We start from the raw sequence: 14,362 nt of genomic DNA on the forward strand, positions 1-14,362 counted from the left end.
CAAAACCTTTAGGATAATAATCCAAGTAGATAATTAGATTTGCGCATTAACTAAAATTTCAATTAAAAAATGAAAAATTATATTGCTGTTGTTGTTCTCTCAGGACTTTTGTTTGGTTGTGGTTCTGCAAAACCAAAAGTTGACGATTTGGCAACAAACAATCCTATTGTCACCGCATTAGACTTAACGAATATTGATAATGATAGAGTTCCTGTGACCATCAATCCTGGGCGTTTTACTGCTGAAACGGTAACTTACCGTCTGCCAAAAGTAGTACAAGGAACCTATTCTGTTGCAGATTATGGACGTTATGTGGATGATTTAAAAGCAATTGATTACGATGGTAACTCACTTGAAGTTAAAAAGGTAGATACTAATACTTGGACTATTGCAGATGCGACTAAGCTCGATAAAATCACTTACTTAGTAAATGACACTTACGACATAGAGAAACAAGGCGGTATTGGAGGAGAAGACATTTTCTCACCTGCAGGAACTAATATAGAAGAAAAAAATTATGTATTGAATTTACACGGATTTATAGGTTATTTTGATAGTTTAAAGACTAATCAATATGCCTTAGATGTAACAGCACCAGCTGATTTTGTAAGAACATCGGCTTTAGAAGATAAAGGTTCAGTTACGTCTACAGATGGTAAATCTGTAACGAGTAAATACTTTGCACAACGTTATTTTGATATCACAGATAATCCAATGATGTACGGTAAACTAGACGTGCAAGAATTTATGGTTGGTGATATCAAGATTGTATTAAGTGTGTATTCTCCAAATAATGTACATTCTGCTGAAAGCCTAAAGCAAACAATTTACGATATGATGCAAGGGCAGAAGGCATATCTAGGAGACGTTAATAGCACGCCTCGTTACGACATTTATTTGTATCTATCGGATGGTTCTGAAACTGCTCCAAAAGGTTTTGGTGCTTTAGAGCATCATACATCTACGGTAGTGGTTTTACCAGAAGCAATGGATGCAACAAGTTTAGCAAAATCGATGACAGATGTTGTGGCTCATGAGTTTTTTCATATTGTAACACCATTGTCAGTCCATTCTGAAGATGTCCATTATTTCGATTATAATAACCCTACATTTTCTAAGCATTTATGGATGTACGAAGGCGTGACAGAGTATTTTGCACAGCATTTTCAGGTGTACGAAGGTTTAATGGAGCCTTCAGAATTTTATAGTGTTATTCAAAATAAAATAGAGATTTCTAAGCGCTATAATGATACTCAGAGTTTTACAATTATGAGTGAAAATGTCCTCAAAAAAGGATATAAAGAAAATTATGTCAACGTTTACCAGAAAGGCGCATTAATTGGGATGTGTATAGATATTTTAATGCGGAAAGAAAGTAACGGAACGCGTAGTATGATGTCATTGATGAAAGAGCTTTCTGCTAGATACGGGAAGAATAAACCGTTTGAAGATGATAAATTAATTGCTGAAATTACCGAAATGACATATCCAAGTGTTGGAGATTTCTTAGAGACACATGTTGAGGGTGATTTACCAATCAATTATAACGATTTCTTTACAATGGTTGGTTTGACGCAAGGCGAAACTGAAGTAGAAACCAATTACATTTTTGCAGGTGGACAAAATATAATTTTTAGTGGCGCACCAGATAAAGGTATTTTCTTTACCGAAGTGGCTTTAAAAAATTCATTCTGGAAATCTCAAGGCATTCAAGCTAATGATGTGATTAAGTCTGTTAATGGTGAAGAATTAACCTTGCAAAATGCACAAGAAGTCATTACAAAAATGTTCTCTTGGCAAGAAGGTCAAGAGATAGAAATGGTATTAGACCGCAATGGAGAAACCATTAATATAAAAACAACATTAACTAATCCTACTGTTATGGCAACAGGTTTAGTAGAAGATTCAAATGCAACGGCAGAGCAAATCGCTACGCGAAAAGCTTGGTTAAAAGGATAAATTATAAAGTTTTAGGTTTTGAAAAGGCTTCCATTCGAGGAAGCCTTTTTTGTCTTCAAATGGATTCTGAAACAAGTTCAGAATGACAGTCTATTCCTAAGATAATAAAATAATCAAATTTTGTCATGCTGAATTTATTTCAGCATCTCATCTTAAAATAATTTCTAATATTTGGCCGCTTTACCATTAGCGGAAGAGTTTGTAATAAACTCCCTTAAATCATCATTAGCTTTGATTAAATCCTCGTTTCTAAGGTACATCATGTGCCCACTTCTGTAGCCTTTAAAATACATTCGGTCTTTTAGCTTTCCACTTGGGTCAATTTGCCATTGGCTATACTTGGCTTGAAAATACGTCGTAGCACCATCGTAATAACCTGATTGTGTTAAGATTTTTAAGTAAGGGTTTTGCGCCATAGCTTGACGAAGATTATCACGTACGTTATCATTACTTCTGTCCCAATTGCCAACATTTCCAAAGACATTGTATTTAAGGTCGGTTTTAAAACCTAATTCATTTTGGATATAGTAATTTATAGCTGGTGTAAACGAGTGCAGCCACGAGGTTAATTCTGCACTATAATCTGGTGAATCTCCAGTTTCAACTTTATCAATGCCTAAATAGCGACTGTCTAATCTTCCGATGGTTTGCCCTGTTTTATCACGTAATAATTCTTTCCAGAAAAAGCGATTTGGAACATCTAGGTTTTGTTTAAGAATAACGTCTTCAGATAGGCCAGAGTAGAAGCTCATTTTCTTAGCGATTGCCTTTCTTTCAGAATCCGAAATAAAACCACCTTTTGCAATAGCAGGCATTAGTTTATTAACTGCAAAATCTTCGGCTTCAGGTAGAATGTCTAATAAGTCTTTACTTTGAAGTTCAGCCGGTAACATCTTATGATACCAAGCCGCCGCTGTATAATACGGCAAATTCAAACTTGAAGACACAGGTCCGCCAACACGCAACACTTTGTAATCTGCAGGAGACACCATAATTACGCCATTGAGATACATCCATTGGCTGTTTTGCAACTCTAAGGCTAAGCCCATAACTCGAGTTCCGCCATAACTTTCGCCAATAATATATTTAGGAGATTCCCAACGGTTATTTCTAGTGACAAAAGTGTTAATCCAACTAGCTAAATATTTTACATCAGCATTGATTCCGAAGAAGGTTTTGTCGTCCTGATATTTACCATTTTTAAGCATTACTTTACGCGAATAACCTGTATTTACTGGGTTAACAAATACAATATCTGCAACATCTAAAATGGAATTTGGATTCGTCTTTACGCCATATGGCTGTACAGGATAGCCTTCATCATCTACATTTAAAACTTTTGGCCCAGTGTAGGCAATGTGCATCCAAACCGATGCAGAACCTGGTCCACCATTAAAAGATATGATTAAAGGACGTTTATTGCCTTTGGTGTCATTGGTGCGTTTGTAGTACGTATAATACAAGGACGCCATAACCTCGCCGTCGTTGTTCCAAACGGGCTGAAAGCCAGTCATAGCTTTGTAGTTGACTGTTTGCCCTTTTATTTTGGTGGCATGTGTCGTTGTAACTACTGTATCTATTGGTGTTTCTAGGTTTTGGCTAGATATTAGCATTGAGAATGATAATGCGAAGAGAGAAATTAAAACTTTCATATAATTTATTTTTTTATTGAGAATCTAAAAGTGGTGCCAAAATGTGGTTTGGAAGTTACACTTATAGTTCCTCCTAACTTTTCAATCATTGATTTTACGGTAAAAAGACCAATTCCTGACCCTTTTTTGCCAAACACATCTTTTGGATTTGAGATATTAAATAACTCAAAAATTTTGTCTAAATCCTTTTTTTCTATACCCATACCGTTATCAATAACTAAAAAATAATAGTGAGAGTCAGAATCTTCAAAGTCTAACTCTACCTTTGGATTAGTGTTATTATTGTATTTATAGGCATTGTCGACCAAATTAAATAAAATTTGAGTTAAAGCTGATTTATTGGCGTTTTTGAGTTCTACATCATTTTTTAGAACAAAGTTTTTATGCCTTAAGTTTTGAATTTTACTAATTTCATTAAAAACAGATTCTAAACTGAAATCTTCTTTAGCATTTCGAACTGAAGCATCGGCTCTGTAGTGATGTAGTGCACCATCTATATAGTTTCTTAATGATTCTGAGGATTCGTTTATTAAATCTAAATACTCAAGTGATTCTTGTGAAAGACGTTCTCCGTTCTCTTCTTTAATAAACTCGGTTAGTGAACTAATATTTGCCAAAGGCGACTTTAAATCATGTGAAACTTGACCAGAAAATTTTTCTAAAAAAGCATTTTGCGTTTCAAGGCTTGTTATTGCACTATCAAGCTGTAGATTTGTTTTTCTCAATTCAAACAAATTCATTACCTGTTTTGCTATAATTTTTAAAGTTCGGATTTGATTTTCACTAAGCTGTCGAGGTTTATGGTCGTAAACACATAACGTTCCTAAGGGAAAACCTTCAGGATTTCTTAACGGAACTCCAGCGTAAAAAATAGCTTTGAACTCTGTAACTAATGGATTATCGTGGAAGATTTTGCTTTTACGAGCATCTTCAATAATATAAATTTCATCATCACTTAAAATGGCATGTCCGCAGAAAGAAATAGACCTTGGCGATTCAGATAATTCAACTCCATGATGAGATTTTAAAAAATTACGCTCTGTGTCTAAAAGTGTTATCAAAGAAATTGGTACTTCGCAAATTGCTGAGATTAATGCTGTAATATCATCAAAATCTGTCTCTGGAAGCGTATCTAAAAGACTGTAACTTTTTACAGCATTTAAACGTTCACTTTCGTTTATTGGAAATTCTGGACTTATCATTTAGTAAATATTAAAAATCTAGTTGTAATGGCAGAATAAAACACTAGAAATTTTCAAAAACACCGAGACCAAAAAGGGCAAAATCGTATTTAACTGGGTCGGCAGCATCGAGCTTTCGTAGATTTTTGTCTAATTCTGCCAATGCTTTTCCGTCGTTTTGTTTGCGTTTTAGTAAACCTAATTTACGAGCCACATTGCCAGAGTGAACATCCAGAGGACAACCTAACTGAGCAGGAGAGAGGCTTTTCCAAATACCGAAATCTACACCAGTATTATCATTTCGGACCATCCAACGTAAAAACATGTTAATACGTTTTGCTGCTGAATTTTTTAGTGGGTCACTTACATGCTTTTTACTACGCTCTAAATGCGCAATCTCAAAAAAGTGTTTCTTGAGCTGATGAATTGAATTTTGAAGCGAATTAGCTTCTGCATATTTGGCAAAAATGGCTTCTAATCCATCGTGATGATTATAAATATGCTTTAAGCTTGTTATAAACTGAATAAAATCAGAGCCATTAAACGTTCGATGCACAAAAGGCAAAAGCTTCTCTAAATCTTGCTCCTGATGTTGCATGATAAATTCGTAAGGCGAATTATCTAAAAACGTAACCATACGCTTAGCATTAGTGATAATACTTTTTCGATTTCCCCAAGCAATGGTCGCTGTTAGAAAACCAATAATCTCAATGTCTTCTTTTTTTGAGAATAAATGCGGAATTTGTATAGGGTCGCTCTCAATAAACTTTGGGTTATTGTATTCAGCAACTTTGCTGTCTAAGAATTCTTTGAGTTCTGCTTTTTTGAGTTTCAATTTGCGTAGATTTGAAAAAACGAAGTTAAGCCAAATCATATTCTACAGCAATAACTGTTTCACTTTTTCCTTGTATGATTTCCCTATAGGAATGCTATAATCTTCAATCTTAATTCTATTACCTTCTACAATACTTATATGTTGTTTAGATACCGCGTAGGACTTGTGTACTTGCATAAATTTGTCTGTAGGAAGTTTTTTAAGAATTTCAGAAATTTTCTCTCTTATTAAGTGCGTTTTTGTGGTGGTTACTAGCTTTACGTAATTGCCAGCAGCTTCTATATAAAGAATGGTGTTACTATTAATTTGTATATGCTTCTTATCAGAATAAATAAAGATAGATTCAGTATTATCTTCAGTCTTTTTAGCTTCAGTTTTTGCTGAAATGTTTTCGATTTTTACTTTTTGAATTGCTGTTATAAAGCGTTCAAAACTAAAAGGTTTTAATAGGTAATCAACCACATTAAGTGTATAGCCTTCCAGAGCATATTCTTGATAAGCTGTAGTGACAATAACCTTTGGAGGGGTTGTAAGCGTTTTTAAAAACTCAAAACCTTTTAGCTTAGGCATGTTAATGTCTAAGAAAATTAAATCTACACTTTGCTCTCGTAAATATTCTAAAGCTTCTAGAGCATCATAACAATGCTTTATTAACTGCATGTTGGGCATCTTATCGCAGTAGCCTTTTATAATTTCGTGAGCTATACGCTCGTCATCAATAATAAGATATGTCATTATAAATTTAAGTCTAGATGAGCAGTATGAATATCGTTTACTGATGTAAAAGTAAGATTATGTTGGTTAGGGTATGCTAGCTCTAATCTTCGTTTTAGGTTTTTAATTCCAATTCCTGGTTTTTTAGGAAGCTCATCTTTATCATAATTGTTTTTAACTACAAAAGAGATATGTTTGTATGTAGCATTTAAACTTATATGCACAAAGGCCTTTTGTCTTAAGTTTTCTACACCATGCTTAAAGGCGTTTTCTACTAAAATAATATAGAGTAGTGGCATTATATTGTAGTTCATATTCTTATCAAAATCCACATTGAATTCTATGTCTATAGCTTTGTGGTATCGCATGCGATGTAAATCTATATAATTCTGTAAATAGTCGACTTCTTCTTTTAACGTTACGGTTTTTCGTTCACCTTCATAAATGCTGTAACGCATCAATTCTGATAACTTTAGAATTAGTGCTTTGGCTTTTTCAGAATCTACATCTACTAATCCGTAAAGGTTGTTCAGCATATTGAAAAAAAAATGCGGATTTACTTGGCTTTGAAGATGTAGTAATTCATTTTTAATTCTTTCATTTTTAAGCTTAAGAACAGATTTTAATTGCAGAATTATCCAAATAGCTCCAGCTAATAGAAGAATGCCATAATATACCAATACAATAGTGGCTAGTGCAGGATGAAAATTGCCTAGAAATAAGACCGATTCTTTCTGAAGTACAATAATCTCATAGGCTGTTATCCCAAGGGGTACTAGTATAGTTGTAAGGATGATGATTTTTAGTAAAAGCCAATTATTCTTTTTTAAGATTGAAATCATACTGCAAAATAATAAGAATACTCTTGATGCTTTTAAGAAAGGTGACAAACGCTTCATAAAGAGTTTTAAAGCTTTCAATTATTGGGATGAACGTCAGTTAGGTAGCTATACAATGAAAAATAGGACATTCATCACATAAATTTCATACGGACAGACTTATGGATAATATTTGTGCCAATCAAAAAACGTATAGTAATCATCTAAAAACGTATTAAAATGAAAAAAAGAGTCTTACGTTATTTAAAGCACATCTTAGGAACTATCATAATATTTATGGCAATCGGTGCTTCAATTTTAATATATGAAAATGGAAGTATTCATTACGGAGATAATCCTAAAAAAATGGATTGGGATAACGAAGGTCCGTATGTGTTTTATAAAAATGATAGTACCCTAAATATCAATTACATTAAAGGGAGTAAAAAAGAAGGATTTTATGTAGATGAGAAAGAAGTTTCAACAAAGCAGTCCGCATTGGCAAGGAGTTTTTTTGCATTAGATTCTACTAGTTTTAGTTTTAATCTTGATTCAGATTTCCAAATACCAGAATCGACATATACCGATAATCAAAAGATTATAGCAGTTTCTGATATTGAAAGTGGGTATAGAACTTTCAGAGATTTTTTAATAAATAACAAGGTTATAGACCAAGATCTGAATTGGACATTCGGTAAAGGGCATTTGGTTTTAGTTGGTGATTTTGTTGATAGAGGTTTTTCTACAACGCAAGTGCTTTGGTTTATATACAAATTGGAGCAGGAGGCAAAAAAGCATAAAGGAAATGTCCATTTTATTATAGGAAATCACGAACTAAAGAATATGTATGGAGACTATGGAGCTGCATCTCTGAAGTATACTTTTGTGACTTCAATTTTAGGAAAAACACAAGCTAATCTGTATGACAAAAACTCATTTTTAGGCAAATGGTTATCTAGTAAAAATGCTATAGAGTCTATTAATGGAAACCTCTTTGCGCATGGTGGTTTACATCCAGATATTTCAAAGATTGATATGACTCTAGATGAGATAAACAGTTTTCTAAGAGCAAATTATTACAACGCACCATATCCAAAAGCAAATAAAGCAAAAACTGAATTATTACTATCCTCAAAAACTGGGGTTAGCTGGTATCGTGGTTATTTTAGAGAAGATGATTTATCTCAAAAGCAAGTAGATAGTAGTTTAGATAAGTTTGACGCAAAATCAATTGTTGTTGGTCATACGTTACAAAACAAAGTTAAAAGAGTTTTTGAAGGAAAGGTTATAGGTATAGATGTACAACACCCTAAAGATTATCATAAAAATTGGCCTAAGAAAACGTCAGAGGGATTGCTTATAGAAAACGAAAAATATTATAGAGTATTAAGTGACGGAAGTATAAGTGAGATATGAAAAACGAAGTTAACACCCATTTATTAATAAATGTAATTATCTACTCTTGAAGTTGTATAAATAAAAAGCTAACTTCGCTTACTTGTGCTGAACTTATTTCAGTATCAGACGATATAGTTCATAGTTAACGAACCATATCTTAACGTTGTAACAATTACCACAACAAAGTGACAAACTTATATATCAGTCATCTTATTAGAAAGAATGTAAAATGATGTCCAAAAATATTTACAAAATAATACTTTTAGTTTTAGTGATATCATTTTCGGGATGTAAAAAAGAAAAGGTATACGAAAACCCAATTTCTGAAAATATTACATTTAAAAACATTATTAATGATAACATAATACTGTCTGGAACACTATCAATACCTAGCAAAGATGGAACTTTTCCTGCAGTAGTTTTGATAAGTGGAAATGGAGAACATAATAGAAATGAAGAATTCGGAAATTTCAAACCCTTTTTAGATATTTCTAATTACTTGACAAAACAGGGAATTGCTGTCTTGCGATATGACAAAAGAGGAGTAGGAGAATCAACAGGTAATTACAATTCAGCCAATTCTTTTGATTTTGCAAATGATGTCAATTCTGCAATTGAATATTTGCTCACAAGAGAGGAAATTAAAAGTAATGAAATTGGTTTAATTGGGCATAGTGAGGGCGGACTGATTGCACCAATCGTCGCTTCTCAATCTTCAAATGTAGCTTTTATTGTTTCTTTAGCAGGTCCGAGCTTATCTGGAGACAAAATCTTATTATCGCAACAAAAAGCTATTGCTTTAGCAAAAGGAACAGATAAATCAGAAGTCAAAAAAAATCAAAAATTAAATCGAGCAGCTTTTGAGATAGTCAAACTTTACAAAGACGAGGATACCTTGAGGAAAAGAATGACTGAATACATTGAAGAAATATCCTTAAATGACCCTGAAAAGCCTGAAAATATGACTTATGATGAATATGTTAATGCTCAAGTAAAAGGTATTTTAAGACCTTGGATGGTAAATTTTTTAAGGTACAATCCTGAAAAATATATTGAGCAAGTTCGAGTTCCAGTTCTTGCCTTAAATGGAACGAAAGATTTGCAAATTTTATCTTCTGAAAACTTATCAGAATGGAAAAGAATTTTAGAGAGTTCAGGCAATAAAAATGTAACAACAAAAGAATTGCAAAATCTAAATCATTTATTCCAAACTTGTGAAACTGGTCTGCCAGATGAATATGAAAAACTTAACGAATCCTTTTCTGTCATCGCAATGAACGAAATAAGTAAATGGATTAAAAAACAAACAAAATAACTGTTGCCAACAATGGCTCTCCGTGAGGCGTACCTCACTACGCCATACACTGTGGGCGTCGGCAACAATATAAAAACCGAGAGATGACAAGAAACATTCTACTTGTAATTTTAATTTTCTGCATAACATCGTGCAAAAAAGAAAATAAAACAGTTAAAGAAACAGTACAGTCCGAGGAATTAAATCCAATAGAAGACCCAAATATATTTGTCGGCAAACACAAAGCAAAAGCTATGGTTTTGGGAGTTTTTCATTTCGACAATCCAAATTTGGACAGCTACAAACCAAAGTTTCCGTTTAATATTTTAGAAAGTAGAAGACAATCTGAATTAGACACGCTACTGAACAAAATAGCAGAATACAAACCGACTAAAATATTGCTTGAATGGCCAAGAATTAAAATGGATAGCATTACCAATGAACGATATCAAAATTATCTGAATGGCTCTTTCAATCTTAATGATAAAAGTAACGAGATTTATCAAATTGGTTTTAAACTTGCCAAAAAATTAGACCATAATCGAGTTTATTGCTCTGACGCGTCTGCCGATTGGTTCGGTGTTGAACTGGATTGGGACAATTATGACGAAGAAGTATATTTAAAATCAAAAGGACAGTTTGAAAAATCCACTCGATATGATTATGAATCCTTTTATGAATTAGGCGATTCGATAAAAAGTGTTCAAACTTTAACAGAGCATCTGTTTTTTAGAAACAGACCAAAAAACAGATTGAAAGACCATCAAGCATATCTTACAGAAGGTGTTTTAGAAGGTGCTGGCGATAATTATTTGGGTGCTGATGGAGTGGCGAGATGGTACAGACGGAATTTAAGAATATTTTCTAACGCTTACGATTTAACCGATTTTGACAAGGAAGACCGACTTTTATTGATATATGGTTCTGGACATGTATGGCAATTGAGACAATTTTTTACAGACTCGCCCGATTTTGATTATATTGAATCGAATGAGTATCTGGCGAAATAAATACTGTTGCCAACACCTTGTATAATTAATCGCTTGTTTCTCGACTACTCACAAAAATCCTCGCGGATTTTCTATTCTATTTTTATTTGCTAAATTCCGTGCTAAATCAAGCAACTAACCATACACAAAGCCGATAAGCGTAACCCAAAAATCACTTCACCGCAATCATACTAATCTCCACATTTACAAACTTTGGTAAGTTAGCAACTTCTACAGTTTCTCGCGCTGGCGCTGTGGCTTCATCAAAATAACTACCATACACCTCATTAATTTGTGAGAAATTGATCATATCGCTAATAAATATTGAGGTTTTAATAACGTTTTCAAAGGTCATATCAGCTGCTTTTAAAACCGCTTTCATGTTTTCCATCACTTGTTTGGTTTCAGTCTTAATATCGTCTAAAACCAATTCCATAGTTTCTGGATGCAAGGCAATTTGTCCAGATGTATAGAGTGTATTACCAGATAAAACAGCTTGGTTGTAAGGTCCTATTGGTGCAGGAGCATCAGTCGTGTTGATGATTTTTTTCATTTGTGCAGAATTTTGATTATTCAAAAATAGTCAAAGAAGGCTAAATTAACTCAAGTACCAAAAGAAGTTTCAATTGCACTTCGACTGCGCTCAGTCTGACAAATAAATTTCAAAAAAATATTACAAGCGTTGGTCTGGTTGACGACGCTGTTCGTATTTAAGGTCTTGCAAGAAGTTAGATTTAATACCAATAAAGAAATTCCAAGAAGACAAATTACTAAATGGTACCCAAGAGAAATTCATGCGCCAACTCAATAAATCCCGTTCAAAACGGAACTGCGTAAACGAAAATCCTTTATTTAAAAAATCGTAACCAGAAGATGCGCCCACAGTCCATTTAGGTGAAATTTCTATATCGCCAGAAAACATCAATGAGTGCGAGGCAATCCTATTTTCACGTCGTGTATTGTTATAGTTTACAGCATAGGCGAGGCGTAAATTCCATGGAATTTTATAGTTGTAATCAGACAGATTAGCTTCTTTTTCCTTTTGTCGTTCTTTATCTTCATCTGTGTATATGCGAGTAGAAAAATCTTCAGTACGCCCAAATAAATCATCAGTTCTACCATTAGAGCGTACCGCTTCATCAAACTGTCTATTATCTTTTTCAGATTCACCATCTTTGCTAAAAGTCTCATTACTTAAAGCGTAACTCATATTTATATTACCAGACGTCAATCTAAATAAACTTCCGCCATTATCAATATTAAAAGTGTTGATTTTATTATTGTTGTTGTCTAGTGCATAAGGGTCTAGAGTTGCACCAAAATTGATACTCATTTTGTCTTTAAACAGCTTTAAACCACCATTGATTCGCACTGGAGAAAGATTAAGGGAGTCTGCAGCCAAATCGTAGCTTGTACTGACGTTTAGGTTATTGATTAGTGTAATTTTTTCAGGTTCTGTTTTTGTAGAATCTTTAGAGCGAATTTTAGCTTCAAAATTATTTCCGATATCTAAACCTATACTGCTAGAATAGCGATTTCCAGGCGCACCAAAAATTGAACGCTCAAAGCGTGTGTATTCTACAGTTTCTGTAGTTTGTCCGTTGGCATCAAGAACATCATAAGTTTCATAAAATTGGTCAAAAGCAGGTTGAACGGTATAACTTATAGATGGTCGCATAACGTGACGAATCGCTTGTATTTTAGCGTCCTTATTTTTGTTATTAAAAGGGAACATTCCGTAAAGCGTTGTTCCTATATTAGCACTAAAGTTATAGGTTCTGAAGCTGTCAAATCCATTAATATCAGTAGTAATTACGGACTGTGTATTGCTATCAAACTGACGGTTAATGGTGTTTAATGTCCAGTTTTCTTGAAAATTTGTACTTGCACTTACACTAAAATAATCAAAGACTTTGAAGTTGGTTGTAATTGGAATAGAGTGTTGCATACCCGCAAGTGCATCATCAAACATTTCACTTTTACCAAATAATGAATCTGTTGTAGTAATACGGTATTCGGCTCTTGAATTATATTGAAAGTTGATGTTTTGGATAATTCCTTTTTTAGCGCCAGACTTTGGTTGAAATGGAAATACTCTTCCCACTGACATTTGTAGTGTAGGTAAGGTTAAATTAATAGTCTCGGTCTGTGTATTTTGCGAGTGTGTTGCCGTAGCATTAACATTTACTTGTGGCTCACCTGGAAAGGTTTTAGAGTACGATACAGACGAAGCTAATGTGTTATTCTGGGAGTTAACGATATTGTTTTGGTTAATAGATTGTCTAAAAAACTGGCTACTTCCCAAGTTTACGGATGCAGAAAACCTAGAATTTGGATTGGATTTAGAATCTTGGGCGTGTGACCAACGAATATTGTAAATGGTGTTCTGCGTAAAATCTGGGAAAGCACGTTCACTTGTTAGAAGATTTTCATAGCGTATGGCCACATTTCCATTAAAACGATAGCGCTTAGCATAATTACTCTCTACACGCACACCATAACTTCCGTTGGTGTAATAATCACCTAGTACTGCTAAATCCAAATAGTCGCTGATTGCAAAATAGTAGCCGCCATTCTGTATAAAGTAACCTCGGTCACTACCAGTATCTTCACCAAAAGTAGGAAAGATTATACCCGATTTTTGTTCTTTACTTAACGGAAAGTAAGCAAAAGGTAATGCTATTGGAGTAGGCACGCCATAGATTTCCATATATGTTGGTCCAACAACAATTTTTTTGCCAGGCACTAGTTTTATTTTGTCTGAAATAAATTGGTATTCTGGGTCATCCAAATTTTCAGATGTTGTAAAGCGCGCATCTTGCATAAAGATGGTTGAGTCATTTTCACGCTTAGTAATGGGTGAAAATATATTCAATCCCGAGTCTTCAGTTCTAGAATTAAAGATTATAGCCTTTTTGGTATCCTTATTAAATATTATGGAATCTGGTTCAACCTTATTCTGAGCCTGAGTAAAAACTGGACGCTGCGAATACCCGGTAGAATCTTTTACACGGCCTGCATATATTAAACCTGTGTTATTGTCTATAACAATTGTACCAGCCGTAATTTCCATATCCTGATACTTAATTACTGCGTTATCGTACAGGTATATCTTTTGTTCTTTATTGTTAAGTGCCACATAGCCATCAGCACTGTAGGTCACCACATCCTCCAAAAATTCTTTAGGTTTCTTTATAGAATCTTGCTTTACAGAATCAATTTCTTTAGTGTTAAGATTGGGTTTAAGTATAGAATCTACTGAAACTGTAGCCGTATCTCTTTTGACCTCTTTTGGCTTAACCTCGGGCTTTATAGGTTTAGGTTTTGGTGGAATATCTTGTGTGTAGCCAAAAGTGTTGATAAACACTGTAAAACTAAGGGCAAAAAGTATCTTTAGGCTATTTGTACGCAAACCTTTTAATGGTATTTTTGTAATAGTATGGCTCGGTTTTTGAAACCTCAAAATTACATATATTTTTTTGTGATTGATTTAATATTGCAATTAAAGTTGTAAATATAATT

11 protein-coding genes are annotated in these 14,362 nt (G+C 33.8%); 4 read left to right on the forward strand and 7 right to left on the reverse strand.

Annotated features, from left to right (window positions below):
* The first annotated feature begins 69 nt into the window (after positions 1-69).
* Positions 70-1,959 carry a M61 family metallopeptidase gene (locus BUB95_RS11610; RefSeq protein WP_073086638.1) on the forward strand — a complete coding sequence of 630 codons (1,890 nt, stop codon included), beginning with the start codon at positions 70-72 and terminating at the stop codon, positions 1,957-1,959.
* 164 nt (positions 1,960-2,123) lie between these two features.
* Here BUB95_RS11610 and BUB95_RS11615 read toward each other — a convergent pair whose 3' ends face one another.
* Genes BUB95_RS11615 through BUB95_RS11635 form a run of 5 tightly spaced genes read right to left on the reverse strand, consistent with a single transcriptional unit; the run spans position 2,124 to position 7,240 of the window.
* On the reverse strand, positions 2,124-3,611 hold the full coding sequence (locus tag BUB95_RS11615) for a S10 family peptidase (RefSeq protein ID WP_073086640.1): 1,488 nt from the start codon (positions 3,609-3,611) through the stop codon (positions 2,124-2,126).
* 5 nt (positions 3,612-3,616) lie between these two features.
* Positions 3,617-4,813, reverse strand: coding sequence for a sensor histidine kinase (locus tag BUB95_RS11620; protein ID WP_073086642.1), 1,197 nt, complete (start codon positions 4,811-4,813; stop codon positions 3,617-3,619).
* A 43-nt stretch (positions 4,814-4,856) separates the two neighbouring features.
* On the reverse strand, positions 4,857-5,627 hold the full coding sequence (locus tag BUB95_RS11625) for a TIGR02757 family protein (protein ID WP_394333622.1): 771 nt from the start codon (positions 5,625-5,627) through the stop codon (positions 4,857-4,859).
* Between the two features lie 42 nt (positions 5,628-5,669).
* On the reverse strand, positions 5,670-6,362 hold the full coding sequence (locus BUB95_RS11630) for a LytR/AlgR family response regulator transcription factor (protein ID WP_317048462.1): 693 nt from the start codon (positions 6,360-6,362) through the stop codon (positions 5,670-5,672).
* Positions 6,362-7,240: a sensor histidine kinase gene (locus BUB95_RS11635; protein WP_234969266.1), complete on the reverse strand. Its 879-nt coding sequence runs from the start codon at positions 7,238-7,240 to the stop codon at positions 6,362-6,364. The genes BUB95_RS11630 and BUB95_RS11635 overlap by 1 nt, the downstream gene beginning before the upstream one ends.
* Before the next feature lie 159 nt (positions 7,241-7,399).
* Here BUB95_RS11635 and BUB95_RS11645 point away from each other — a divergent pair, with 159 nt between their 5' ends.
* From BUB95_RS11645 to BUB95_RS11655, 3 genes are all read left to right on the forward strand, one after another.
* Complete coding sequence (locus BUB95_RS11645; RefSeq protein WP_073086652.1) at positions 7,400-8,575, forward strand: metallophosphoesterase; 1,176 nt, start codon at positions 7,400-7,402, stop codon at positions 8,573-8,575.
* Positions 8,576-8,786: 211 nt separating this feature from the next.
* On the forward strand, positions 8,787-9,872 hold the full coding sequence (locus tag BUB95_RS11650) for an alpha/beta hydrolase family protein (protein ID WP_083573373.1): 1,086 nt from the start codon (positions 8,787-8,789) through the stop codon (positions 9,870-9,872).
* 83 nt (positions 9,873-9,955) lie between these two features.
* Entirely contained in the window at positions 9,956-10,861 is a 906-nt protein-coding gene (locus tag BUB95_RS11655) for a DUF5694 domain-containing protein (protein WP_073086656.1), read from the forward strand.
* 151 nt (positions 10,862-11,012) lie between these two features.
* Here BUB95_RS11655 and BUB95_RS11660 read toward each other — a convergent pair whose 3' ends face one another.
* Positions 11,013-11,393 carry a RidA family protein gene (locus BUB95_RS11660; RefSeq protein ID WP_073086658.1) on the reverse strand — a complete coding sequence of 127 codons (381 nt, stop codon included), beginning with the start codon at positions 11,391-11,393 and terminating at the stop codon, positions 11,013-11,015.
* A gap of 120 nt (positions 11,394-11,513) precedes the next feature.
* Entirely contained in the window at positions 11,514-14,303 is a 2,790-nt protein-coding gene (locus BUB95_RS11665; RefSeq protein WP_073086659.1) for a putative LPS assembly protein LptD, read from the reverse strand.
* Positions 14,304-14,362 lie beyond the last annotated feature (59 nt).

It is taken from the genome of Winogradskyella jejuensis, assembly GCF_900129745.1.
Lineage (GTDB): Bacteria > Bacteroidota > Bacteroidia > Flavobacteriales > Flavobacteriaceae > Winogradskyella > Winogradskyella jejuensis.

Excerpts from the sequence above, each read along its gene's own strand:
- BUB95_RS11610 (WP_073086638.1), top strand. The coding sequence starts at position 70 with ATGAAAAATTATATTGCTGTTGTTGTTCTCTCAGGACTTTTGTTTGGT.
- BUB95_RS11615 (WP_073086640.1), bottom strand. The coding sequence starts at position 3,611 with ATGAAAGTTTTAATTTCTCTCTTCGCATTATCATTCTCAATGCTAATA.
- BUB95_RS11620 (WP_073086642.1), bottom strand. The coding sequence starts at position 4,813 with ATGATAAGTCCAGAATTTCCAATAAACGAAAGTGAACGTTTAAATGCT.
- BUB95_RS11630 (WP_317048462.1), bottom strand. The coding sequence starts at position 6,362 with ATGACATATCTTATTATTGATGACGAGCGTATAGCTCACGAAATTATA.
- BUB95_RS11635 (WP_234969266.1), bottom strand. The coding sequence starts at position 7,240 with ATGAAGCGTTTGTCACCTTTCTTAAAAGCATCAAGAGTATTCTTATTA.
- BUB95_RS11645 (WP_073086652.1), top strand. The coding sequence starts at position 7,400 with ATGAAAAAAAGAGTCTTACGTTATTTAAAGCACATCTTAGGAACTATC.
- BUB95_RS11650 (WP_083573373.1), top strand. The coding sequence starts at position 8,787 with ATGATGTCCAAAAATATTTACAAAATAATACTTTTAGTTTTAGTGATA.
- BUB95_RS11655 (WP_073086656.1), top strand. The coding sequence starts at position 9,956 with ATGACAAGAAACATTCTACTTGTAATTTTAATTTTCTGCATAACATCG.
- BUB95_RS11660 (WP_073086658.1), bottom strand. The coding sequence starts at position 11,393 with ATGAAAAAAATCATCAACACGACTGATGCTCCTGCACCAATAGGACCT.